The sequence below is a fragment of the Actinomadura macrotermitis genome, assembly GCF_009604375.1.
Lineage (GTDB): Bacteria > Actinomycetota > Actinomycetes > Streptosporangiales > Streptosporangiaceae > Spirillospora > Spirillospora macrotermitis.
Genome location: NZ_WEGH01000002.1, coordinates 383,738 through 407,545 on the forward strand (window position 1 = coordinate 383,738; position 23,808 = coordinate 407,545).

Sequence of the window (23,808 nt, forward strand, 5' to 3'; positions counted from 1 at the left end):
TCGTCTTCCCTCGCTTCGTATCGGTCAACGCAGACGCTCCGCCCGTGCCGGCGTGAACGACAGGACCGCCCCCGCGCCGTCCGGCCCGGCGGCACCGGGCGTGTGCGCGCGGTCGCCCGGCGGGAACTCGTGCGCGGAACGCATCGCCCGCTGGGTGCCGAGGGTGACCGCGAGCATCGGCAGGAGGAGCGCGATCGCCACCGGCAAGCCGAGGCCCGGCACGAGCAGAGCGTCCGCGAGCACGAGCCGTTCGGCGACGAGCACCTCGTGCGACCGCAGGGCGGCGCGCCACGGCGGGACGCGCCCGGGGACGAAGAGCACCCTGAACGCGTGGCAGCCGAGCGCCGCGGCGACCAGGGTCACGGCGAGCGACGTCCACCGGCCGCCCGGCACCACCAGGAGTCCCGCCACCGCCGCCGCGACGGCCACGCCGTAGAGCGCGACGGCGGCCCACGCCCCCGCCCGGACGCCGTGACGCACGGCGAAGGTGGCATAGCCGCCCTCGCGGTCCCCGGCGACGTCGCGCAGCGTCCCGACCAGGTTCGAGGCGGCGTCGTGCGCCGAGAACACCAGCACGAACGGAAGCAGCCCGATCGGCGGCGCGGACGTGGCCATCATCGCGCCGAACAGGAGCGCGCCACCGGTGAGGGCGCCGCGCACGAGGTTGCCCCACAGTCCCCGCGCCTTGAAGAAGCCGTTGTAGGCGACCGCGCCTCCGATGCCGCCCGCCAAGATCAGGAGCGTGCGCCAGTTGACGATCAGCGCGACCGCGCAGGCCCCCGCCGCGAGGATCACCCCGCAGGCGAGCGCGGTCGAGGGCCGCAACTGCCCCGACGGGATGGGCCGCTGCGGTTTCCCGATCGCGTCGAGGTCGCGGTCGAGGTAGTCGCCCAGGTAGTGCGCCGCGATCCAGACCAGGGTCGGGACCAGCCACGCGACGAGCGGGCCCGCCGCCTGCCGCCCGCCGCCGGCGATCTCGCGGGTCAGGCTCTCGCCGGCCAGCCCCACCAGGCCGACGTACCAGAGGGTGTAGGGCCGCCATGTCCGCAGGTGGGCGGTGAGCGTCCTTCGGAACCGGTGGCCGCTCATTCAGAACCGCCTCCGGGCCGCGTAGTCCGCGATCCCCGCCAGCGTGACGACGCTCTCGCAGGCCGGAAGAGCCGTGAGGCGGTCCTTGGCCTGGCGGATCAGCCCGGCGGCGACCTCCCCGGCCGCCTCCCGGGCGCCCGTCGCCTCCAGGACCTCGCTCACCACGGCGTAGGACCTGTCCGCCGGCTGGTCTTCGTGGAAGGCACGCGCCAGCCTCTTGCGCTCGTCGGCGGAGGCGCGCTGGTATCCCAGCAGGATCGGCAGGGTGGGGCGATGGTTGTGCAGATCGCTTTCCTGGGGCTTGCCGATGAGCGCGGACGTGCCGTCGAACGCCAGCAGGTCGTCACGGATCTGGAAGGCGACGCCCAGGCGGCTCCCGAAGACGCCCAGCGCCTCGACCCACTCCTGCGGAGCGTCGCCGAGGATCGCACCCGCCCGGCAGGACGCCTCGAACAGCGCCCCCGTCTTCAGCCCGGCCATCGTCAGATACCGGTCGACCCCGCACTCCAGGTCGCCGACGAGCTCGGTCTCCATGAGCTGCCCGCGGCACACGCTCAGCCCGGCCTCGGCCGTGACGTTCACGAGCGCCACGACGGCGTCCGCCGGGACGTCCCCGGGCAGCGGGCCCGTCAGGGCCGCGAAGGTCTCCAGCAGCAGCCCGTCTCCGGCGACGATGGCGGACGCGAGGCCGAAGGCCGCCTGGACCGAGGGGCGGCCCCGGCGCATGTCGTCCTCGTCGATGATGTCGTCGTGGACCAGCGTCGCGACGTGCAGGTACTCCAGGGCGAGGGCCGGCCGGGCCAGGTCCTCGGGACGGCCGCCGACGCACCGTGCCGACTCGAGCACCAGCAGCGGCCGGAGCAGCTTGCCCGCCGGCACCAGGGCGTACTCCGAGATGCGGTCCAGCAGGTTGTCGTGGCGGCCCTGCCAGAGCCCGAGCAGGTCGCGTTCCAGAAGGTCGCGGCCCTCCAGGAACGCGGCCGGGTCCGGCCGCCCGGCCGCTCGTAAGTGTGCGTCTTCGTCGATCGTGCTCATGGCGTGAACGACCTTTCTCGTTCGCTTCCGGCGGCGTCCGGCTCCCGGGCCGCGCCGGACGGCTCGTCGATGGTGTTGCACAAGGCGCCGATGCCCTCGATCGCCACCTCGACCCGGCTGCCCGGCGGCAGCGGACCGGAGCCCGCGGGGGTACCGGTGAGGATCACGTCCCCGGGCAGCAGCGTCATGTGCTCGCTGACCAGGGCGATGACGTCGTGGACCGGGGTGCGCAGTTCCCGGGTGCTGCCGCGCTGCCGGATCGCGCCGTCCACGCTGCACGTGATCTCGGCGTCCGCCACGTCCAGGTCCGTCGCCAGCCAGGGCCCCAGGGGCGTGCAGCCGTCGAAGTGCTTGGCCCACACCAGGTCCCCGGCCGGAGCGCCGCCGTCCTGCGGGTGCGCGTACGCCGTGATGTCGTTCGCGCACGTGTAGCCCGCCACGACCTCCTCCGCATGCGCCGGGAGGACCTTCTTGCAGCGCGTTCCGATCACGATGGCCAGTTCCGCCTCGTGCTTCAGCAGCCAGGGGCGCCCCGGATGGCCGATGGAGGTCCAGGGGCCGGTGAGCGATGACGGCGGCTTCAGGACGACGGCGGTGGAGGCGGGGTCCGCCGGGCGCCCGGTCCCGTGGTTGAGGGCGATGCAAACGACCTTGGTCGGCTCGGCGGGGGCCAGGACCGTGACCTCGCTGATCGGCCGCGCGGGACCGGAGCGCCGCACCCAGCGCCTGGTGTCCCGGTCGTAGTCGGCCGGGACGACGTGGTCGTCGTCGACGCGCCCGTATCCGCGCCGGCCACCGTCGGAATACCTGCAGACGAGCATGTGTGCTCCTTCCATGCGGACCGGGCAAGAGGCGGTCTCACCAGGTCACGGGCAGCTCCTCCAGGCGGAGCGTCACATGGCCGCCCCGCCAGCGCAGGCTCTCCGGCGGCACCGCCAGATCCAGGCGCGGGAAGCGGCGCAAAAGCGCCGAGAACGCGGTCTTCAACTCGGCCCGCGCCAGGGCGGCGCCGAGGCAGTGGTGCGCTCCGTGGCCGAACGCCAGGTGCGGGTTCGGCTCCCGGGCGATCTCGAAGCGGTCGCCGCCGGGGAAGACCTCGTCGTCACGGTTGGCGGAGTTGATCGATATCTGGACCAGGTCGCCCGCGCGCACGAGCCGCTCGCCCAGCCACACGTCCTCGGTGGCCTTCTGGACCCGGTTGAGGTCGATGACCGGCTGGAAGCGGAGGAGCTCCTCGATCGCCGAGTCGATGAGGCCGGGGTCGGCGCGCAGCCTGCCCAGCTGGTCCGGGTTCCGCAGGAGCCTGGCCAGCCCGGCGCTGATCGCGGTCTGGGTCGTCTCGAGCCCGCCCGCCAGGAGGACGATCACGAGCAGGACGAGTTCCTCGTGGGTGAGCCGCTCCTCGTCGTCGTGGGCCTGGACCAGGGTGCTCAGCAGGTCGGTGCCCGGCCCCGTGCCCGCGCGTCTCGCCCGGACCGCCCGGTCGATGTAGGCGCCGAGTTCCAGGCCCGCCTGCCGGCCGGGTCCTTGCCCGTCCACCGTGGTGATGCGATCGCACCAGTCGCTGAGCATCTCGTGGTCGGCATGGGGGAAACCGAGCAGTTCGCAGATGACGATGGACGGCAGCGGGGCGGCGAAATGCCGGACCAGGTCCGCGGGCGGCCCCTGCTCCTCCATGGAGTCGAGCAGCCGGCCGGCCACCCGCTGGATGCGCGGGCGCATGGCCTCGACCCGCCGGACGGTGAACGCCTTCGACACCAGGCCGCGCAGTTGCGCGTGCGGGCGGCCGTCCATGTTCACCGTCCGCACCGGGCTCGCCCCGTCCCCGCCATCGCGCGGTTCCGTGAGATCGCGGGTGAACCGGCCGCCCACCAGCACCGTCCGGACGTCCTCGTGGCGGGTCACCAGCCAGGCGGTCCGGCCGTCGGGCAGGCGGACCCGGGATGCGGGGCCCTGCCCGCGCAGCGCGTCGAACTCCGGGGGGAGCTCGCCCGCATAATCGGCGGAACTCGGATAATCGATGATGTAATCCCTAGGCATGATTCCGCAACATTGCCTGAGACCGGCGAGTTCCGACCACCCCGATAAAGAGGGGTGGCGCTCGGGAGAACACGCGCTTTTCAGCCAGGGGCCGGGGCGGTGCGGGAGCGTAGCACGCGCCCTGGTGAACGAACACCCCGGCTAATCAGGAATGGTCCGCACAAGCGGAGCCCGGCAAAGTCGATTTCACGCCGAGCGCCAGAATCAACCCTTCCTGGAGATCTTCCGATGCTATATGACCCACCGGCGGCGGTCATCGCCCCGGCCGGCAGAATCGACCGCTCCCTCCGGGCAGAGGCACGCCGCACCGCATTTCTCTTCCAGGACGGGGTGATGCTGGCCTCCGCGGTCCGGGCGCTGGATGCGTTCGGGCTGCTCGACGGCGCACCGTACGGCAAGGGCGACCTCCCCGACAGCGGATATCTGCGCGCTCTCTGGCGCGGCCTGGCCGCCGCCGGCTGGATCGACCCCGCCCCCTCCCCCGCCTGGACCGAACGCGGCCGGAACGCGCTTCGGAACCGCTCGCGCTATGTCGCCGGCGGCCGGTTCCTCGCCCGCTTCGACGACAACGCGCCCGACTCCTGGGCCAGGCCCTGGGACGGCCCGGCCGAAGCCGCCTTCGCCGAAGCGCTCGACACGCACGAGACGTGGCGCCGCACCGCCGACCCGGACGCGCCGGGCACCGTCCACCTCGACGCGCCCCTCGCCCTTCCCGCGATCCTGACGCTGCACGGGACGGGACGCCTCCACCGCCCCGGCGGGGACTTCGCCCGCCTCTTCCGGCTCCTCGGCTGGCTCGGCCCCGACGGCGCGTGGACCCCGCGGGGACGGGCGGGTCTCGACTTCGCCGGCCACTGCGGCCTCATCGGCTCCTACCTTCCGATGCTGAGCCGGCTGGAACCGCTGTTACGCGGCGAGCTGCTCGTCGTCCCGGGGGACGGCGAGTGGCACTGCCAGCGCCGGATCAACGTCGAGGCGAGCTCGGCGGCCCACCGGCGGTATTTCACCGACGCCGACCCCGTCATCAGGGAGATCTTCCGGCGCAGGCCGCGGCCCGCGTTCATCGCCGACACGGGGTGCGGCGACGGGAGCTGGCTGGCCCACCTGCACGGCATGCTCGGCGACGGCATCCGCTACGTCGGCATCGACGTCAGCCCGGTCGCGCTCGACCGCGCCCGTGCCGTCCTGGAGGCGGCCGGCGTGCCCGACCCGCTGCTGCTGCCGGGGGACGTCACCGACCCCGACGCGCTGGCGAGGCTGCTCACCCGGCACGGGCTCGCCATCGAGGACGGGCTGCACATCCGGTCGTTCATCGACCATGACCGCACCTATGCCGGCGGGGACCCCGCCAGCGGCGCACCCGGCCGGTCCTCAGGCGCCTATGTCTCCCCGGACGGCGCCCCGCTGAGCCCCGCGCAGATCGAGTCGGACCTCGTCCGGCATCTCCGGCGCTGGGCGCCCCACGTCCGCGAGCACGGCCTCGTCGTCCTGGAGGCGCACAGCGTGGCCCCGCGCCTGGCCCGGCGCCACCCCGGCGCACTGCACTCGGTGGCCCTGGACACCTATCACGCCCTGTCCCACCAGTACCTCGTGGAGCACTCCGCGTTCCTGCACTGCTGCCGCCTGGCGGGGCTGGAACCCGTGGGCCACCTGGAGCGCCGCTACCCGAGCGGCCGCCCCTTCGTTGCGGTCTCCCTCAACCATCTGGTGCCCGCCAGGCCGTTCCCCCGCCACGAGCCGGCCGAGCGCCGCGACACCTGGCAGCCGGAGCCGGGCACGGACCTGGCCGACGGCCGGAAACTCCACGATCTGCTGTTCACCGGCGGTGACCTGACCCGGCCCCGGGGGTGGTGCGCCGGAGCGACCGGGATCGTCGTGCGGCATGTGCTGGAGGCCGTGGAGTCCCGCATCGGGCAGGTGCGCCCGGGCGACGCCGTCCGGGTGCTGGACTACGGCGCGGGAACCGGCCTGGCGTCCATCGAACTGATCAAGGCGTGCGCCGAGCGGGACGTCCCGGGCCGGCTGGCCGAGCGCGGCGCCTCCCTCGAACTGCATCTGGTGGACATCCCAGGCAGTTGGTTCGCGCAGGGGTTCGCGCTGCTGCGCGACCTGTCATGGACGCGCTTCCACGCGTTACGCGGCGCCGATGGCCGGTTCCGCCCGCTCCTCGACGTCACCGCGGGCCGGCAGGTGGACGCGGTGCTGGCGAACATGGTCTTCCACCTGCTCGACGACAAGGCGATGCGCAAGGCCGTGCCCTCCATCGCCGGGGTGCTGCGGCCGGGAGGCGTCCTCGCGTTCAGCGCGCCCGACCTCGCCGCGCCGGCCGCGGATTCCCTGCTGTTCCACGACGCCAACCGCCTGATGCGCAGGTACTGGCTCGCCGCCCTTGACGACGAGCGCCCCGAAGCCCTCTCCCCCGTCCTGAGGGAGGCGGCGGCGAGCGTTCGCGGCGTGTCGCGCTCCAGCGCCCAGCGGCGCGCGGACCGCCGGATCCTGCCGAGACCGCGGCACGGCGACGCGGTCGCCGCGGAGCTGGCACCGTACTTCGCCGGGGCCGTCGAACGCCGTACCTACGAGATCCTGGCCGAGGAATGCCTGATGGCCGCGCTCGTTCCGGCCAACCAGCGGGAGTATCTCGCGGAGATCTCCGACCCGGTTCTACGCGAGGAGGTGATTCGCCATCTCCTCCTCGACCGGGTGCTGCCCGAACTGATGGACGGCCCCGCCGGAACGGCGCACGGGCTCAACCTGGAATGGAAGATCGGCCGGTTCACCCGAACGGCCCCTAGCACACATGCGGTCGAGTGACCATCCCGGCTAATCGCGGATTGTTGCCGAAAGCGGCGTCCGGCAAAGTGGCTCTTGCGGCGGAAACGCTTATGAGGAGCCTCGGCGAGGAGATTCCATGACCATGAATTCCGAGGTGCGCGAATATCCGTTCATCGGCGAGCCGGCCGGGGTCGAGGTGGATCCGCTCTACGCCAGGCTGCGCCGCGAGGAGCCGGTCTCCCGCGTCCGGCTGCCCTACGGCGGCGAGGGCTGGCTGGTCACCCGCTACGAGGACACCAAGAAGGTGTTCGCGGATCCGAGGTTCAGCCGCGCCGCGACGGTGGGCCGCGAGGACGTTCCGCGGACCACGCCGGAACCGGCGAGCGGCGGTTTCCTGCTGAGCATGGACCCGCCGGAGCACAGCAGGCTGCGCCGGCTGGTCGCCAAGGCGTTCACCAACCGCAGGGTCGAGCGGCTCCGGCCGCGCGTCCAGGAGATCGTGGACGCGCGGCTGGAGGAGATCGAGCGGTCCGGGCCGCCCGCCGACCTGGTGCGCGGCCTCGCGCTGCCGCTGCCGATCACCGTGCTCTGCGAGATGCTCGGCGTCCCCCCGCAGGACCAGGACCGGTTCCGCGACTTCTCCGACGCGATCCTGTCCACCACCGCCTACACGCGCGAGGAGATCTTCGCCGTGCGCGACGCCCTGCTGGCCTACCTCGCCGGCATGGTGCGGCAGCGCAGGGAGCACCCGGCCGACGACCTGCTCGGCGCGCTGGTGGCCGCCCGCGACGAGGGGGACCGGCTGAGCGAGGAGGAACTGGTCAACCTGGGCGTCGGGCTGCTGATCGCGGGCCACGGGACGACGGCCAACCAGATCTCCAACTTCACCTATGTGCTCCTCACCCGCCCGGACCGCTGGGACCTGCTGCGCGACCGGCCCGACCTGGTGCCCGGCGCGGTCGAGGAACTGCTGCGCTACGTCGAGTTCGGCACGGGCGGCTCGTTCGCCAGGGTGGCCACGGAGGACGTGGAGGTGGGCGGTGTCCTGGTACGCGCCGGAGAGGCGGTGTTCGTCAACGCCCAAGCCGCCAACCGGGACGAGTCGGTCTTCGACCATCCCGACGACGTGGACCTCACCCGCCGGCCCAACCCGCATCTGACGTTCGGGCACGGCCTGCACCACTGCCTGGGCGCGCAGCTGGCCCGGCTGATCCTGCAGGTCGCGATCGGCTCGCTGCTGCAGCGCTTCCCGGCGCTGCGCCTGGCGGTGCCGGCCGACGAGGTGCCGTGGAAGACCGGCCTGCTGGTGCGCGGGCCGAACGCCCTGCCGGTGAGCTGGTGAGGGGCGCCATGGACGGGCGACGGTGGCGGGTCCAGGTCGATCGGCGCACCTGCATCGGCTCCGGGCTGTGCACCGCGATCGCCGAGGAGCACTTCGCGCTGGTCGAGGGGCGCTCCCGGCCGGCGGCCGAGGTCATCGAACCGGACGACGCCGTCATCGACGCCGCCGACTTCTGCCCGGTCGAGGCGATCCTCGTCCGCACGACGGACACCAGGACCGTCCTCGCCCCCCAGCCGTGACCAGCGCGCCCGGTCGTCGCGCCCGGCCCGGAAAGGATTCCCGTTGCCCTTTGACGAACGCGTCCTCACCCCCCGCGAGTCGATGATCGTGGCGTCCGGAGCCAGTCCGGCGTTCATCACCGTCACGGCCGAGGGCGGCCTCGACGTCAACGCGCTGGACCGCGCGATGCGACTGCTCGCCGACGCCCATCCGATCCTGCGGACACAGATCGCCCGGACGGACGGCGGGAGGTTCGTGCTCCGGGTCATCGCGGGCCGGCCACCGCTCGTGCTCCACGAGGACGGCACGACGTTCAGCGACGTGGTCGGCACGCCCTGGCGGGTCGGCGAGCGGGCGTCGCGCCTGGTCGTCCTCCGCGAGGGGCGGCGCTGCACGATCGTCCTGGCGATCCACCACGCGGTCGCGGACGGGCGGCTGATCACCGCGCTCCTGCAGCGGCTCGTCGAGTACTACGACGCCCTGACCCGCGGTGTCCCGGTGCCCGTCGTCCACCGCGACGACCTGGACCCACCGCTCGAAGAGGTGCTGCGCCGGGCGGGGCCCCCGCGGGCCGCCCCGCCGCCGCAGACCGCCCCGCCCCCGGAGATCGCCACGCTGGCGCCGCAGTCCGCGCCGGCGAACGGACCGGTGGGCTTCGGCTTCCGCAACCTCCCGTTCGACCGGGAGACCACGGCCCGGTTCATCGCAGCGGCCAAACGGCACGGGCTGTCGGTCGGCAGCCTGGTCGCGGGGGTCATGGCGGCATCGCTGCGGGCCCTGCACGAGTCCGGGGAGCCGCTGGTGCTGGCGCTCTGCCTCCAGGTGGACCTGCGCGGCCGGCTGACGCCGCCGATCCCGCCGGAGGCGGCCATGAGCGCGGTCGGCAGCGTGATCATCAACCTGCCGGTGCCGCCGGGCGCGTCCCCGGCCGAGGTGGGCGTCCAGGTGGACGGCGAGATGGAGGTCGCCGCGGAGCGCGCGCTCCACCAGGCGCGGCTGCTCGCGGCCGGAAGGCTGGACCTGCCGCGGACCCAGGAGATCTCGGTGAGCATCTCCAACCTCGGCCGGCTGGCCTTTCCGTCCACCGCCGGCGACCTCCGGTTCGGGACGATCCGCTCCGTGGCCACCATGCCCTTCATGCGCGTCCCCGCCCTGGTCTCCAACACCACGAACGGCTCGCTGAACCTGGACCTCATCTACAACCGCGCGTTTTTGACCGACGAGCTGGTGCGGCGCCTGACACGGGAAATCGAGAACCGCATGGCAGCGCCGGCCGCGACGGGTGCGAGTTCCCCCGTCTGAGGCGTTCCCTTCCCTACAGCTGGGAGACAACTATGCAAGTCACAATGGAACAGGCCGAGCTTCTCATTCTCGCCGCGGGCGGGCGCGAAACCGAACTCGCCGCCGCCATCGAGGAGGTCGGGGCGAAGGCCGTCTGCTCCCTCGCCGTGGAAGAGCTGGTGTTCCGCTGCCGGCTGCCGTCCAACAAGACCCACGTCCACGTCCGGCTCGACCTGCTCCACGGCGGGGAGAGGTTCACCCACACGATCGGCGTGCAGGCCGGCCGGCCGGTCACTCTGGTCGAGGGCGAGCCGGACACGGCCATCTTCCTGCTGGAGTTCGAGCTCGCCGAGCTCGTCCGGAGCCTCTACGGCCCGCTGCGGGAACGCCGCCCCGGCACGCACCGCAGCAGGCTGCTCGTGGAGCGGCCCACGGCGAAGGCGTTGTACGACGGGCCGCTGCGCGGGGACTGGTACTCGGTCGGACGCGCGGTCGACACGGTGCTCAGCGGCTGCTCCGCCGGGCCGTCCGACCTCGGCGAGCTGTCGGTCCGGCACGGCACCGACAAGTGGGGCACCTGGCACTGGTACACCCCGCACTACGAGCGGCACCTGCGCGCCCTGCGCGGCGAACCGGTGCGGCTGCTGGAGATCGGGATCGGCGGGTACGACGACCCCGGCCTCGGCGGCTGGTCGCTGAAGATGTGGAAGGCCTACTTCCCGCGCGGCCTCATGACCGGGCTGGACGTCTTCGCCAAGCACGGGCTGGACGAGCCCCGGCTGCGCACCGTGCGGGGCGACCAGAACGATCCCGGTTTCCTCCGGGCGTTCGGCGAGGAACACGGGCCGTTCGACGTCATCGTGGACGACGGGAGCCACGTCAACGAACACATCCTCACCTCGTTCGAGGCGCTGTTCCGGTACGTCCGGCCGGGCGGCTTCTACATCATCGAGGACATCTGGACCGCCTACTGCACCAAGTTCGGCGGGGACGAGAGCCCCGTCTCCCCGCCGACCACGTCGATCGGGATGCTCCAGGCGCTGCTCGACAAGCTGCACTACCAGGAGCGGCCGGGCGAGGCGGGCGACGACATCGCCCAGAGCGTGGTGGGCGTGCACGTCTACCACAACATCGCGTTCATCGAGAAGGGCCACAACGCCGAGGGCGGGATCGCGCCCGCGGTCTCGCAGCTCTTCGAGTCCTCGCCCTCCACACCGCGATGATGAAGATCGAGCCGATGTCCGTCCTGGACGCCTACCGCATCACCCCGACGCATCTGGAGGACCGGCGCGGCAGCTTCTACGAGTCGTGGCGGTTCGAGGAGCTGGCCTCCCATCTCGGCCGCCCGTTCGTGGTGCGCCAGGCCAACTTCTCGGCGTCCAGGCGCAACACGCTGCGCGGCATTCACGGGACCACCAGCCCGCCGGGCCAGGCCAAGCTGGTGACCTGTGTCAGGGGGGCCGCGCTCGACGTCGTGGTGGACCTGCGCGTGGGCTCGCCGACCTTCGGACGGTTCGACATCACGCCGCAGGAGGCGGAGTCCGGCATCGGCGTCTACCTGGCGGACGGGCTCGGCCACGGCTTCCTGGCGCTGACGGACGACACGTGCATGAACTACCTGTGCGACACCGAGTACGTCCACGGAACGATGCTCGACATCCAGGCGCTGGATCCGCAGCTGGGCATTCCGTGGAATCTGGACGGTGAGCCGATCAGGTCGGACAAGGACGCGGCGGCGCCGACGCTGGCCGAAGCGGCGGCGGCGGGCCTGCTGCCCCGCTACCGGCCGGGCGGCACCCTACCTGGGGAAGAGGAGGCTCATGACGGACGGACGCGTCCCGGTCCGGTTAGGGGTGATCGGTTGCGCTGACATCGCCCTGCGGCGGACCCTGCCCGCGATGCGGGCGGACGGCGGTATCGAGGTGCGCGCCATCGCGAGCCGCGACGTCGCGAAAGCGGAGAGGTTCGCCGGCGCCTTCGGCGCCGGGACGGCGTTGGGCGACTACGCGGAGCTGCTCGAACGCGACGACGTCGACGCCGTCTACATCCCGCTTCCGGCCGCGCTGCACGCCGAATGGGTCGAGCGGGCGCTGCTGGCGGGCAAACACGTCCTCGTCGAGAAACCGTTCACCACCGAGCGGCGGGAGACCGAGCGGCTCATCGCCCTGGCGCGCGAACGAGGGCGCCTGCTGCTGGAGAACATGATGTTCCTGCACCATACGCAGCACGCCCGCGTTGACGATCTGGTCTCGGGCGGGGCCATCGGCGAGGTCCGGGCGCTGGCGGCCGGCTTCACCATCCCCCCGAAGCCGCGTGACGACATCCGGTACCGGCCCGACGTCGGCGGCGGCGCCCTGGTGGACATAGGCGTCTATCCGGTCGCCGCCGCGCTCCGGTTCCTCGGGCCGCACCTCAGGCTCGTCGGCGCGGTGCTCCGCGCCGAAAGGGAGGGCGGGGCCGTGGTGGGCGGCGGCGTCCTGCTGTCCGATCCGCAGGGGGTCACCGCCCAGCTCACCTTCGGCATGGAGCACTCCTACCACTCCGGTTACGAACTGCGGGGCAGCTCCGGCCGGCTCGGGCTGGAGCGGGTGTTCACGCCGCCGCCCGCGTACAGCCCGGTCGTCCGGATCGAGCGCCAGGACCACCGGGAGGAGATCGTCCTGCCACCGGCGGACCAGTTCGCCAACGTCGTCGGCCTCTTCGCCGCCGCCGTGCGCGAGGGCGGCGATCTGACGTCCTGGAACGAGGAGTCGCTGCACCGGGCAGGGCTGCTGGACGACATCCGCGACAAGGCCGAGTACACCCGCGTTTCCCGGGCTTGAACCGGACGCGGCACCGCCCGGGTGGGTCGGTGCCGCGTCCCTGCGAGGCGATGCCGTGCCGTCAGGCGGCGCCGCCCCGCACCGCGGTGACCACCAGGGTGGTGAAGTGATTCGTGAAGCTTCCGCCCGCCTCGTCGATGGCTGCGCCGATGCCCGCCAGCACCTGGTCCAGGACGTCGCGGGGGAGCCGGGTGTGGAGGCCGGTCGTCGGCAGCTGGTCCAGCCACTCGTCGCGGGTGTAGGTCTGCTCCCACGTGAAGTGCCACTGCTCCGCGTCGCCGAACGCGCCCGCCTGCCGCATGCCGTCGGCGGCCTTGTCCCCCAGCGCCGAGTACCCGCCCGCACCGGACGGCGCGGGCAGGCGGGCGGCGGGCGAGTCGGGGACGACCCGGCGGTAGACCTCGGCGAACGCCTCGCCGAGGTCGGGCGGCACCTCGGCCGCGTTCCAGAACACCGCCAGCCGGCCACCGGGCCGCAGCGCCTCGGCGGCCTTGGCCGCGCCGACGACCGGATCGACCCAGTGCCAGGTCTGCCCGGAGACGATCGCGTCGAAGTGCCGGCCGCGGGGGTCCCACTCCTCGAACGTCGCCACCTCGACCTCGAGTCCGGTGCGCCGCGCGAAGTCCGCCATGCGCTCGTCCGGCTCGACCCCGAGCACCGTGCAGCCGGCCGCCCGGAACTGCCGGGCGGCGATGCCGGTGCCGATCCCGACGTCGAGCAGGCGCGGCCCCGGGCTGGCGGCGGTGATCGCCGCCACCATGGCGTCGGGGTAGCGGGGCCGTGTCCGGTCATAGCGTTCGGCGTCCACGCCGAACGACTCCGCTGCCCGCTTGGCCTCCCCGGGCGTGAAAATCGAGGCGGGCGCGTTCTCCGGCGGTTGAGTGGTCATGCGCCCACTCTAAGAGGGCGCTTGCCCATTGGTCAATCGGGCGCCCCCGCGATTAGCAGCCGGAGCGCCGTCCGAATACCCCCAAAATTCGCAATTGCCACCCCCATGGCCATCCGCCAACGTCGATTCATGCGCATCCTTTTCCTTCCGTTCTCGGCGCCGTCGCACTACCTGCCGATGGTGCCGCTGATCTGGGCCTTCCGTGCCGCGGGCCACGACGTCCGGGTGGCGGCGCAGCCGTCCGTCACGGCCGCCGTCGTCGGTTCCGGCCTGCCGCTCGTCCCCGTCGCCGAGTCCTACGACATGGCGGTCGAGGTCCGCCGGAACCGCCGGCTCCTCGACGGGGCCGACAGCGACCCGATGGCGATGTTCCGGGCGATGACCGAGTCGCACACCGCGCTCGCCCGCGCCGTCGCCGCCGACGCCGTCCCGCTCGCCCGCGACTGGCGCCCCGATCTCGTCGTGGGCGATCCGCTCATGCTCGCCGCCCCGATCGTCGCCGCGCGGGCCCGGGTCCCGCTGGTGACGCAGCTGTGGGGGGCCGACATCATGCGGATGTTCGGCTACCCCGGCGCGGGCCAGCCGGTGGAGGACTGGCCCGAGTCTCTGCGGGCCCTCCACGCGGAATACGGATGCGAGCCGAAACCCGAGAGCGCCACCGCCACGATCGACGCCTGCACGACGCGCTTGCAGGTCAGCGAGATCCCGTCCCGGATTCCGATGCGGTTCGTCCCCTACAACGGCGCAAGCGTCATCCCGCCGGCCCTCGTGAGCCCGCCCCGGAAACGGCGCGTCCTGGTCACCTGGGGATCGATGCTGGTCCGCCGCGAGGGCATCGGAAGCTTCCCGCTGACCGACGTGATGGACTCCCTGGCGGACTTCGACGTGGAGATCGTCCTCGCCGTGGCGGGCCGGGACCGCGAGTTCACCGAGAGCCTGCCGCCCGCGGTCAGGGTCGTCGAGAACATCCCGCTCAACGAGATCCTGCCGACCTGCCACGCGATCGTCCACCACGGCGGCAGCGGCACGATGATGACGGCCGCCTGCCACGGCGTCCCGCAGGTTTCCCTCACGGCGACCCCCGATGTGGTCGCCTACTGCGACCGCATGGCCGCCACCGGAGCAGGCACCAACATCCCCGTGGCGACCGCGACCCCCGGCCTGGTGAAGTCCGCGATAACAGAAGCCCTGACCAACGAGAAGGTCCGGGACGCCGCCAACGATCTCCGCACCGAAATGGCGGCACAACCCGCCCCGGCCGAGGTCGTCGATCGCCTGGTCCGGCTGGCGTCCTCTGCCACCGGTTAGGTCGTGTTCCACAGTCCGGTGCGCCGTGATCGCTCATTGGGCGAGGTCTTCGGCAGAGGGCTCATCGACCGGCTCGATGGTGGGCCAGGGCAGCCGGCCCTTCTGGGTCACCAGCACCAGCCGGGGCTGAGCGCGGGGCCCCGGGCGGTGGGCGTCCGGGGCTTTGTGCGTTGGCGGGGGCGTTCGAGCAGGCAGGGTGATTCTCAACTAAAACGGTAGGAATAGTTGCGTGGCGGGGGCCGGGCGTGTTCTCATGACGGCATGCGCGTTCGGGTCTCTCTCGTTCGGCGGCGGCATGTCGACCTCCGCCGTGTCACTGCTGCGAGCTGTCCGGCGGTCTGATCCGCCCGCTCCCTCTCTTCCGAACCCGTTTTCAGGTCCGTGTGTCGCCGGGCCGTGCTTCAGGAGTGATCCCCCCATGCTCGACCACAGATTCCGTGTTGCCGGAGCCGCTGTACTCGGCCTTGCGCTCGCCGGGTGCGGGGCGTCCGCCACGGGCGCCACCGGCGGTGTCAAGATCGGCTACTTCCAGGGGGCCGTGGCCGGGCCCGAGGCTGTCGTGGCGGCCAACCCCGAGCTGGCCGCGAAGGTGCCCGGGAAGATCGAGCTGCGGCCCATCGACAGCGGGGTCGCCGGGATGGCGCAGCTGCGGGCCGGTGCCTTCCCGTTCGTGTCCGGGGTGGGCAACCCGCCGCTGGTGGGGGCGTTCAGCAACGGGACGGACGTCAAGGCGGTGTTCGTCGAGAGCATCGACGCGTCCGGGCTGGCCGTCAACGACAAGATCAAGGCGCCCGGCGACCTGACGAAGGTCGGTGTGCTGGTCGGGTCCACGCTGGACTTCCAGCTGCGGGGATGGCTCGCGTCGCAGCGGCTGACCGGCAAGGTGCAGATCGCCAGTTTCGCCAGTGAGGCCGCGGAGGCCGCCGCCTGGAAGGCCGGCAAGATCGACGCGGTCTACATCAGCCGGTCGTTCCTGCTGGAGCTGCAGAAGCACAAGGCGAGGGTGCTGGTGGCCTCGGCCGACGTCGCCAAGCTCGGGTACGCGGCGGTCAACCTGCTGGCTGTCACCTCGGCCTACGCCAAGCAGCATCCCGATGTCGTGCAGGGGCTCGTCTGCCAGATCTCCAAGGCGCAGACGCTGGTGAAGGGGCCTGACGTCGGCAAGTACGTGACGCCCGCGTCGCGGTTCCTCGGCGTGAAGCCGGAGGACGCGATCACGGCCACCAAGTCCTATCCGTATGTGCCGGCGGAGGAGGAGGGGGCTTGGCTGAAGGGAGCCGATGGGAAGGCTTCCTCGGGACGGCTCGCGCAGAACTTCAAGCTGACCGGTGAGTTCCTCGTCGCGCAGGGACGGGCGAAGTCCGTGCCCACCGCCGAGCAGATCGCCGCTCACATCGACCCCTCGTTCTGGGACAAGGCGCAGGCGGGAGGTTGCAAATGAGCGCCGTCGTCGAGAGTCCCGCCGTCGCCGAGCAGGCGACGGGGGTGCGGATCCGGGACGTCCATAAGACGTTCCATCGGAAAAGGCGCCCCGGCCGTGCCGCTCTGGAGGGGGTCAGCCTCGACGTCGAGCCGGGCGAGTTCCTCTGCCTGCTCGGGCCGTCGGGGTGCGGGAAGTCCACGCTGCTCAGCATCATCGCCGGGTTCACGTCCGCTGATTCCGGTGAGGTGATCGTTGGCGGGCGGGCGGTCACCGGGCCTGGTCACGAGCGGGGTGTGCTCTTTCAGACGCCGAACCTGTTCCCGTGGCTGACCACCTGGCAGAACGTTCTGTACGGGCCCAAGGCCCGGGGCGTTCTCACCGCCGAGGTGCGGGAGGAAGCCGCGGAGCTGCTGGAGACCGTGGGCCTCGCCGACGCGCGGGACGCCTATCCGCATGAGTTGTCCGGGGGGATGCGGCATCGGGCCGCTTTTGCCCGGGTGCTGATCAACCATCCGGGCGTCCTGCTGATGGACGAGCCGTTCGGCGCGCTCGACGCCATCACCCGGGCCGGCATGCAGCGCTTCCTGCTGGAGCTGTGGCAGAAGCGGCGCACCACGATCGTGTTCGTCACCCACGACGTCGAGGAGGCGGCCCTGCTCGGCGACCGGGTGTGCGTGCTGTCGGCGCCGCCCGGCGGCACCAAGGCCGTCCTCGACATCGGCCTGCCGCGGCCCCGCTCTTACGACGACACCGAGACGCTGGAGTTCGTGCAGGCCAAGCGGCGGATCAGGGAGGTGCTGGAGCGATGACCGCTGTGATCGAGGCCGTCGTCGTGCCGCGGCGGCGCCGCTCTTACCGGCGGGTCGGCACCGGGGCCGGCTCGCTCGTGCTGGTGCTGGTGCTCTGGGAGGCCGCGGCCCGGGTCATCGGTGATCCGGTCACGCTGCCGACCGTCACCGAGACCGTGCGCACCTTCGGCGAGTACCTCGCCAAGCCCTACCCGGAGGTGCAGGGCAAGACGCTGCTGCAGGACGCGCTGATCAGTACCGGCCGCATCCTCGCCGGGTTCCTGCTCGGGTCCGCCGCGGGGCTGCTGCTCGGCGCGTCGATGGCGGGCGTGCGGGTGGTCCGCGAGCTCGCCGATCCGGTCATCGCGGTCGTCCGGCCGCTGCCGCCGATCGCGTTCATCCCGCTGCTGGTCGTCTGGTTCGGCATCGGCGAGACCTCGAAGATCGCGCTGATCCTCTTCGGGGTGCTGCCGGTGGTGACCGTCGCGACGCTCGGCGCGCTGGACGCCGTCCCCGCCGAGCTGGGCCACGCCAGCCGCAGCCTCGGCGCCTCGCCGCTGCACACGATGCTGCACGTGCGGCTGCGCGCCGCGGTGCCCGGCGTCATCACCGGCATGCGCATCGCGATGGGCGGCGCCTGGACCGCCATCATCGCCGCCGAGATGATCGCCGCCACCGGCGGCGTCGGCTTCCTGATCCTGCAGGCCGGCAACTACCTCCAGACCCCGCTGATCTTCAGCGGGATCGCCGAGATCGCCGTCCTCGGCTTCGTCTTCGACGGCCTGCTGCGGCTGCTGCTGCGGCTGGCCGACCCCACCGCCCGCTGATCCCGAAGGAGAGACCCGTGTCCGAGCCCCGCCCGATCGGCGGCCGCCTCGGCGCCGAGTACACCGGCGCCGACCCCAACGCCCTGCCCCTGGAGGAGATCAACGCCGCGCTGCTGAAGCACCGGGTGCTGGTGTTCCGCGACGCCGGCCTGGACGACGAGGGCCAGCTGCGCTTCGCCTCCCGGTTCGGCCCGCTGACCAAGGCCCACCCGACCGTCCCCTCCGTCGAGGGGCAGCCCGACATCCTGCCGGTGCGCGGCGAGGAGGGCATCCGCTCCAACACCTGGCACACCGACGTCACGTTCATCCGCACCCCGCCGAGGCTGAGCACGCTGCGCGCCCTGGTCGTCCCCGCGCACGGCGGGAACACCCTGATCGCCGACTCCGCCGCGGCCTACCGCGACCTGCCCGAGCCGCTGCGCGAGTTCGCCGACCGGCTCTGGGCCGTCCACACCAACGACTACGACTACGCGCTGCCGCGCGTCAACGCCGACAAGGCGGCCGAGTACCGGCAGGTGTTCACCTCGCGCCGCTACCGGACCGCGCACCCCGTCGTGCGGGTGCACCCCGAGACGGGCGAGCGCGGCCTGTTCATCGGCGGGTTCGCGCAGAAGCTCGTCGGCCTCTCGGGGACCGAGTCGCGCGACATCCTGCGCCTGCTGCAGGCCTACGTGACGCGCCCGGAGAACGTCCTGCGCGTCCAGTGGAACCCGGGCGACCTGGTCCTGTTCGACAACCGCATCACCCAGCACTACGCCCCCGACGACTACGGCGACCAGCCGCGCGTCCTGCACCGTGTCACCGTCGCCGGGGACGTCCCGGTCGGCGTCACCGGCGACACCAGCTACATCATCGAGGGCGACGACGCCGACCACTACACGGCGCTCCCCCGGGAGGAGGCGCTCGCCGGCTGAGCCGCCTGAACGGGCCTGGGCGGCGTCGCCCAGGCCCGTTTCGGCGTCAGCGGGCCCAGATGGCGGCGTAGCGGGCGTTCGCGCCCGCGCCGCCGGCGGCCACCTGGATCGGGTGGAAGCCGCGGGCCTTGAAGTAGTCGAACCGCTGCTGGTAGCCCGACGACGACATGCCGGTGTACTCGTACCAGGCGCCGATCCGGTCGTTGCGCCAGATGGCGGTGTAGGTCAGGCCGGTGCCGACCGCCACGAACGACGGGCGCCAGCCGCGCTTCATCTGCGCCTGGAACAGCTTGTCGTGCGCGGCGAAGGACCTGGCCACCGACACGTTCCACTTCACGTGGCGCGGGTTGGCGTTCCAGACCGCGACGTAGCGCGGGGACTTGGCGCTGCCGTAGGCGTCCACCGACACCGGGATGAAGCCGTGCTGGGCGGCGTACTTGTTGTACTTGGCCAGCCCGGCGGCGGTGAGGTTGGCGTGGGCGGAGAACTTGCCGCCCTTCTTCTCGAAGATGCCCGCGTAGAGCGCCGTCTTGCCCTCGCCGGTGGCGGTGACGACGGTCGGCTGGTAGCCCTTCTTGCGCAGCGCGTTGAACGACGACTGGAAGCCGGCGGCGTTCTTCCCGACGACCTCGGTGAAGGCGGGCCCGGACCGCTTGACCCACACGGCCGCGTAGGCGGGGTTGGCCCGGTTGGAGACGTTCAGCGAGATGGGCCGGTAGCCGGCGCCCTTCAGCTTCTTGTAGGCCGCCAGGTGATAGGCGGCCGTCTTGCCGTGGTAGGCGTAGAACGCCGTGCGCGCCGCGGCGGCGGCGTCGGCGGCGACCGGCGCCGCGGTGCGCGGCCGGGCGTCGGCGGACGACCCCGACACCTGCGCGACGGTGACCGGCACGGCGATCCCGACGGCCAGCACGGCGGCCGCCGCGATGCCCCGGCGGCGGGTGAGGTACTGCTTCATCGACACACACTCCTGTTTCCGGCCGTGTCCGGAATGCATGGCGGGGACACGACCTAACCGGGCGATCGTAGCGATCGCCCGGCGCGCGGGGAGCGCCGATGGGCGAAGGCCGATGTTCCCCGCCGCGGCCACGGGGGAAGAGCCACCTGGTAAGAGGACGATCAGGCCAGGTCAGCGCCGGGCCGCCGGGCGAGGGGCCCGAGACAAGGAGACGACATGCAGGCCTTGACCGTGGTCCCGTCGCAGCAGGGCTCGCTGGCGGTCACCGAGGTGCCCGATCCGGTGCCGGCCGACGGGGAGCTGCTCGTCGACGGGATCGCCGTCGGCGTCTGCGGGACCGACCGGGAGATCGCCAACGGCGAGTACGGGTGGGCGCCGCCGGGGCGGGAGCGGCTCGTCATCGGGCACGAGTCCCTCGGGCGGGTCCGCGAGGCGCCCCCCGGCAGCGGGTTCGCGCCCGGCGACCTGGCCGTCGGGGTGGTCCGCCGGCCCGACCCGGTGCCGTGCGGCGCCTGCGCGCACGGCCAGTTCGACATGTGCCGCAACGGCCGCTACCGCGAGCGCGGCATCAAGGAGCTCGACGGGTACGCCTCCCAGGCCTGGACGGTGCCGGCCGACTACGCCGTCCGCCTCGACAAGGACCTGGCCGACGTCGGCATGCTGATGGAGCCGACCACCGTCGTGGCCAAGGCGTGGGACGAGATCGAGAAGATCGGCTCCCGGGCCTGGTTCGAGCCGCGCACCGTCCTGGTCACCGGCGCGGGGCCGATCGGCCTGCTGGCCGCGATGCTGGGGGCGCAGCGGGGCCTGGAGGTGCACGTGCTCGACCGGGTCACCGACGGCCCGAAGCCGGACCTGGTCGCCGGCCTCGGCGCGACCTACCACCACGGGGACATCGCCGACGTCGGGTTCGCCCCCGACGTCATCATCGAGGCGACCGCCGTCGGGAAGCTGGTGTTCGACTCCATGACGGCCGTCGGCCCCTACGGCATCGTCTGCCTCACCGGGGTGTCCCCCACCGGCCGCGACCTGACCGTCGACGCGGGCTCCATCAACCGGGACCTGGTGCTGGAGAACGCGGTGACCTTCGGCTCGGTGAACGCCAACCTGACGCACTACGCCATGGCCGCCGACGCGCTGGCCAAGGCGGACGTGAACTGGCTGCGCCGGCTGATCACCCGCCGCGTCCCGCTGGCGGACTTCGCCCGCGCGTTCACCGCCGAGGCCGACGACATCAAGGTCGTCATCGAGGTCGGCGGCTAGCCCTCACTTCGGCGGGGTCACCGTCACGGTGACCGAGCCGCCGCCGGGGCCGGACCGACCCGGGCCGGTGCTCGCGGCGTTGACGACCTTGTCGATCCGGACGGTGTAGCCGTTGGCCAGCCGCTGCGTGTGGCCGGCCCTGCCGCTCACCCGCCAGTTCCCCTCGGCCGGGACCTCGTAGCCGGCGAGGACGACGAGGGTGGCGGCGTCGTGCGCGGCCTGCCCCACGCCGAGGCGCAGGCCGCCCACCCAGCCGGTCGTGCCGCGGGCCAGGTCGACGGTCTCGCGCTGCGGGTTCACCGGCGGGCCGAGGCGGGCGGTGGGGATGGGCTCGGGGGACGTCTTCATCGCGGAACGGTGCTCCTTGGACGAACCGCAGCCGGCCGCCCCCGGCAGGGCCAGGGCGCAGGCGAGCAGGATCGGCGCCGCGCGGCGGAGGCTCCTGGGGGCCATGGCACGATTCTCCCTCACTTGATCGGGTTCATGTCCACGTCTTCGAAGTACTTGTGGAACTCCTCCATGGTGATGGTCGCGTGGTCGTACCCCCAGGGGTTGTACAGCTCGACCTTGCCGTCCTTGGTGATGCCCTTGACGACGTAGACGTGGTCGGCGTGCAGCCGCGAGCTCGGCCCCTCGTAGATCGGCTTGCCGCCGACCTTGTCGCTGTCGGGGGTGAGCAGCGTGACGCCGGCGCCGCTGTCCAGCCACTTCTGCAGCTGCTCCTGGCTCACGTTCTTGGGGTTCTTGGACTCCCCCGACTTGCCGGTGAGGATCTTCATGCCGTCGCCGCCGTCGCCGGAGACGAGCTTGCCGTAGCTGCCGCGCTTGGCGGCGAGCGCCTTCTCCAGCACGAGCGGCCAGACGACGGGCGGCTGCCCGGCCGGGCTGGCGTAGGACAGGCTCCCGTTCTTGTCGATCGGGAAGTAGGGGGTGACCGTCACCTTCTCGCCGTCGGGGAAGGTGACGGTGTAGGTGCCGTTCGGGTTCTGCCGGATCATGTTCTTGATCTGCTCGCGGCCGGCCGGGGTCTGCGACAGCGCGCCCATGCTCGCCAGCCACCAGCAGTCGCCGATGCCGCCCTGATTGATGTCGGTCAGCGACGGCTCGCCGGTCGTGCCGAACAGCTGCCCGTTCGGGACGGTGCCGTAGTCGGTGGCCGGGTTGGACGGCTTCTTGCCGTGATCGCGGACGTCGGTGAAGTCGGGGTCGATGGACTTGGGGGCGACGCGCTCGAGGTGGTGCAGCAGGGAGGCGTCGGCGCGCACCTTCAGCACGCCGACGACGCCGTCCTCCTTGAGCAGCCGGCGGATCTCGTCGTCGCTGAGCTCGGCGAACAGCGCGTTGATCTCGCCGGGCGACATGCCCGACAGGACGTCCTTGGGGCTCTGCGGCTTGTCGCAGCCGAAGAACTGGTACCAGGCGCAGTCGCTGTCCAGGTACTTGCGGACCTTGTCCGCCGCCTCCTTGCCCTTGCGGGTCTCGGCGTCGGTGGGCTTCGGCGGCGGCTTGTCGGGGTCGGTGTTGCGGTTGCCCCACTCCTGCTGGCTGGGCGGGTTCGGCTGCTGCCCCTCGTGCGCGGCCGGCTCCGCGCAGCCGGTCCTGCCGGCGACCTTGCAGATCCCGGCCTCGATGCCGCCGGCGACGGTGTCGCCCACGCCCGAGAGCGTGACGGCGGCGGCGATGCCGGCGATCAGCAGGATCACGGCGATGTAGGACACCGCCCCTTCGCCGCGGTCTGCGGTGCGCACGTCCACGCCCTCACCCCGTCTACCTGGAACGCGTTCCACCCAAGCAGGCGTGATCGTCGCGGACATGAGCCTTCGGACCCAACCTGGGCCCAGGGCGCACCGGTCCTTTCCCGGCCTGGCCGGGCCGCCGCCAGGCAGCGATAACCCGTTATCGGGGCGAACGTGCGCCGACGGCCGGAATAAGGCAGGTCAGCGGCCGGTTCGGGGTGATCATGACGAAGCTGAGCGTGCAGTACCTGGGCGGCCCGACCGTCCTGCTGGAGACCGGCGGCCGGCGGTTCCTGGTCGACCCGACCTTCGACGCCCCGGGCGACTACCCGGTCGGCGCGCGGAAGCTGACCAAGACGACGGCCGCGGTCCTCGGGCCGGACGAGGTCGGCGCCGTCGACGCGGTGCTGCTCTCGCACGACCAGCACCCCGACAACCTGGACGCCGGCGGCCGCGCCTACCTTCGGACCGCGCCGCTGACGCTGTCGACCGCCGCGGCGCAGGAGCGGCTCGGCGGCACCGTGCGGGCGCTGCCGAACTGGGAGAGCGTGCAGGTGGGCGGCGTGCGCGTCACCGGGGTGCCCGCGCAGCACGGGCCGGACGGCTCCGAGCACCTGGTCGGCGAGGTCACCGGCTTCGTGCTGGCCGGGGACGCGATCCCGACGACGTACGTGTCCGGCGACAACGCCTCGCTGGACGTGGTGCGGCGGATCGCCGAGCGGGTCGGGCCGGTGGACGTCGCGGTGCTGTTCGCCGGGGCCGCGCAGACCCCGCTGCTGGACTACGCCGACCTCACGCTCGGCAGCGAGCAGGCCGCCGAGGCCGCGAAGCTGCTCGGCGAGCCGGTGGTCGTGCCGGTGCACTTCGAGGGCTGGGCGCACTTCACGCAGGGGCGCGCCACGCTGGCCGGGCCGTTCGAGCGGGCCGGGCTCGGCGACCGGCTCCGGCTGCTCGAAGCGGGCGAGCGCTTCGAGTACTGATCGCTGCTCTGAGGGCCGGGACGATGTCGTCCCGGCCCTTCGTGCTTGCGGAATGAAGGGATTCCCGCCGGGTACAGGGGGTGCACCCGTGGAAGTGGGGGGACCTCGATGGACCAAGGGCTGGT

General features: G+C 72.3%; 23 protein-coding genes. 15 read left to right on the forward strand and 8 right to left on the reverse strand.

The features are described from left to right. Positions 1-24: 24 nt before the first annotated feature. The 4 genes from ACRB68_RS13545 to ACRB68_RS13560 are packed head-to-tail and all read right to left on the reverse strand — an operon-like array spanning position 25 to position 4,164. On the reverse strand, positions 25-1,089 hold the full coding sequence (locus ACRB68_RS13545) for a UbiA family prenyltransferase (protein ID WP_194293305.1): 1,065 nt from the start codon (positions 1,087-1,089) through the stop codon (positions 25-27). After that, entirely contained in the window at positions 1,090-2,124 is a 1,035-nt protein-coding gene (locus ACRB68_RS13550; RefSeq protein ID WP_153532850.1) for a polyprenyl synthetase family protein, read from the reverse strand. It abuts the gene before it with no gap. Further along, the gene (locus tag ACRB68_RS13555) at positions 2,121-2,945 is read right to left on the reverse strand and encodes a fumarylacetoacetate hydrolase family protein (RefSeq protein WP_194293306.1); all 825 of its coding nucleotides are present in this window, start codon (positions 2,943-2,945) and stop codon (positions 2,121-2,123) included. The genes ACRB68_RS13550 and ACRB68_RS13555 overlap by 4 nt, the downstream gene beginning before the upstream one ends. Positions 2,946-2,982: 37 nt before the next feature. After that, complete coding sequence (locus ACRB68_RS13560; RefSeq protein WP_153532852.1) at positions 2,983-4,164, reverse strand: cytochrome P450; 1,182 nt, start codon at positions 4,162-4,164, stop codon at positions 2,983-2,985. Between the two features lie 333 nt (positions 4,165-4,497). On the opposite strand from ACRB68_RS13560, the gene ACRB68_RS13565 reads away from it, so the two are divergent. From ACRB68_RS13565 to ACRB68_RS13595, 7 genes are all read left to right on the forward strand, one after another. After that, the gene (locus ACRB68_RS13565) at positions 4,498-6,975 is read left to right on the forward strand and encodes a class I SAM-dependent methyltransferase (protein ID WP_153532853.1); all 2,478 of its coding nucleotides are present in this window, start codon (positions 4,498-4,500) and stop codon (positions 6,973-6,975) included. A 97-nt stretch (positions 6,976-7,072) separates the two neighbouring features. Continuing rightward, positions 7,073-8,278, forward strand: coding sequence for a cytochrome P450 (locus ACRB68_RS13570; protein ID WP_153532854.1), 1,206 nt, complete (start codon positions 7,073-7,075; stop codon positions 8,276-8,278). Between the two features lie 8 nt (positions 8,279-8,286). Continuing rightward, positions 8,287-8,517 (forward strand): ferredoxin, encoded by a 231-nt coding sequence (locus ACRB68_RS13575; protein ID WP_153532855.1) that lies wholly within the window; start codon positions 8,287-8,289, stop codon positions 8,515-8,517. A 43-nt stretch (positions 8,518-8,560) separates the two neighbouring features. After that, positions 8,561-9,799, forward strand: coding sequence for a phthiocerol/phthiodiolone dimycocerosyl transferase family protein (locus ACRB68_RS13580; RefSeq protein ID WP_153532856.1), 1,239 nt, complete (start codon positions 8,561-8,563; stop codon positions 9,797-9,799). 44 nt (positions 9,800-9,843) lie between these two features. Then, complete coding sequence (locus ACRB68_RS13585) at positions 9,844-11,001, forward strand: class I SAM-dependent methyltransferase (protein ID WP_153532857.1); 1,158 nt, start codon at positions 9,844-9,846, stop codon at positions 10,999-11,001. Positions 11,002-11,015: 14 nt separating this feature from the next. Further along, complete coding sequence (locus ACRB68_RS13590; protein ID WP_235959377.1) at positions 11,016-11,648, forward strand: dTDP-4-dehydrorhamnose 3,5-epimerase family protein; 633 nt, start codon at positions 11,016-11,018, stop codon at positions 11,646-11,648. Continuing rightward, positions 11,599-12,600, forward strand: coding sequence for a Gfo/Idh/MocA family protein (locus ACRB68_RS13595; protein ID WP_153532858.1), 1,002 nt, complete (start codon positions 11,599-11,601; stop codon positions 12,598-12,600). Before ACRB68_RS13590 ends, ACRB68_RS13595 begins: the two co-directional genes overlap by 50 nt. A 61-nt stretch (positions 12,601-12,661) precedes the next feature. Here ACRB68_RS13595 and ACRB68_RS13600 read toward each other — a convergent pair whose 3' ends face one another. Further along, on the reverse strand, positions 12,662-13,489 hold the full coding sequence (locus ACRB68_RS13600; RefSeq protein WP_153532859.1) for a class I SAM-dependent methyltransferase: 828 nt from the start codon (positions 13,487-13,489) through the stop codon (positions 12,662-12,664). A 129-nt stretch (positions 13,490-13,618) separates the two neighbouring features. Here ACRB68_RS13600 and ACRB68_RS13605 point away from each other — a divergent pair, with 129 nt between their 5' ends. The 6 genes from ACRB68_RS13605 (at position 13,619) to ACRB68_RS13625 (ending at position 18,749) form a co-directional block, all read left to right on the forward strand. After that, entirely contained in the window at positions 13,619-14,797 is a 1,179-nt protein-coding gene (locus ACRB68_RS13605; protein ID WP_153532860.1) for a nucleotide disphospho-sugar-binding domain-containing protein, read from the forward strand. Between the two features lie 261 nt (positions 14,798-15,058). Then, entirely contained in the window at positions 15,059-15,139 is an 81-nt protein-coding gene (locus ACRB68_RS42805) for a putative leader peptide (protein WP_407924296.1), read from the forward strand. A gap of 76 nt (positions 15,140-15,215) precedes the next feature. Continuing rightward, positions 15,216-16,238, forward strand: coding sequence for an ABC transporter substrate-binding protein (locus tag ACRB68_RS13610; protein WP_153532861.1), 1,023 nt, complete (start codon positions 15,216-15,218; stop codon positions 16,236-16,238). Then, positions 16,235-17,029, forward strand: coding sequence for an ABC transporter ATP-binding protein (locus ACRB68_RS13615; RefSeq protein WP_153532862.1), 795 nt, complete (start codon positions 16,235-16,237; stop codon positions 17,027-17,029). The genes ACRB68_RS13610 and ACRB68_RS13615 overlap by 4 nt, the downstream gene beginning before the upstream one ends. Further along, complete coding sequence (locus ACRB68_RS13620; protein WP_153532863.1) at positions 17,026-17,835, forward strand: ABC transporter permease; 810 nt, start codon at positions 17,026-17,028, stop codon at positions 17,833-17,835. The genes ACRB68_RS13615 and ACRB68_RS13620 overlap by 4 nt, the downstream gene beginning before the upstream one ends. A gap of 17 nt (positions 17,836-17,852) precedes the next feature. Continuing rightward, positions 17,853-18,749, forward strand: a complete 897-nt coding sequence (locus tag ACRB68_RS13625) for a TauD/TfdA dioxygenase family protein (RefSeq protein WP_328594162.1) — start codon at positions 17,853-17,855, stop codon at positions 18,747-18,749. Between the two features lie 46 nt (positions 18,750-18,795). Here the strand turns inward: ACRB68_RS13625 and ACRB68_RS13630 are convergent, their stop codons facing one another. Continuing rightward, complete coding sequence (locus ACRB68_RS13630; RefSeq protein WP_153532865.1) at positions 18,796-19,704, reverse strand: hypothetical protein; 909 nt, start codon at positions 19,702-19,704, stop codon at positions 18,796-18,798. Positions 19,705-19,920: 216 nt separating this feature from the next. Between ACRB68_RS13630 and ACRB68_RS13635 the strand changes: the two genes are divergently transcribed. After that, positions 19,921-20,967 carry a glucose 1-dehydrogenase gene (locus ACRB68_RS13635; protein ID WP_153532866.1) on the forward strand — a complete coding sequence of 349 codons (1,047 nt, stop codon included), beginning with the start codon at positions 19,921-19,923 and terminating at the stop codon, positions 20,965-20,967. Positions 20,968-20,970: 3 nt separating this feature from the next. Here ACRB68_RS13635 and ACRB68_RS13640 read toward each other — a convergent pair whose 3' ends face one another. Both ACRB68_RS13640 and ACRB68_RS13645 read right to left on the reverse strand, forming a co-directional pair. Beyond that, entirely contained in the window at positions 20,971-21,420 is a 450-nt protein-coding gene (locus ACRB68_RS13640) for a hypothetical protein (protein ID WP_153532867.1), read from the reverse strand. Between the two features lie 14 nt (positions 21,421-21,434). After that, entirely contained in the window at positions 21,435-22,715 is a 1,281-nt protein-coding gene (locus ACRB68_RS13645) for a C2 family cysteine protease (protein WP_194293307.1), read from the reverse strand. 212 nt (positions 22,716-22,927) lie between these two features. Between ACRB68_RS13645 and ACRB68_RS13650 the strand changes: the two genes are divergently transcribed. Next, on the forward strand, positions 22,928-23,683 hold the full coding sequence (locus tag ACRB68_RS13650) for an MBL fold metallo-hydrolase (protein WP_153532869.1): 756 nt from the start codon (positions 22,928-22,930) through the stop codon (positions 23,681-23,683). Positions 23,684-23,808: the final 125 nt, after the last annotated feature.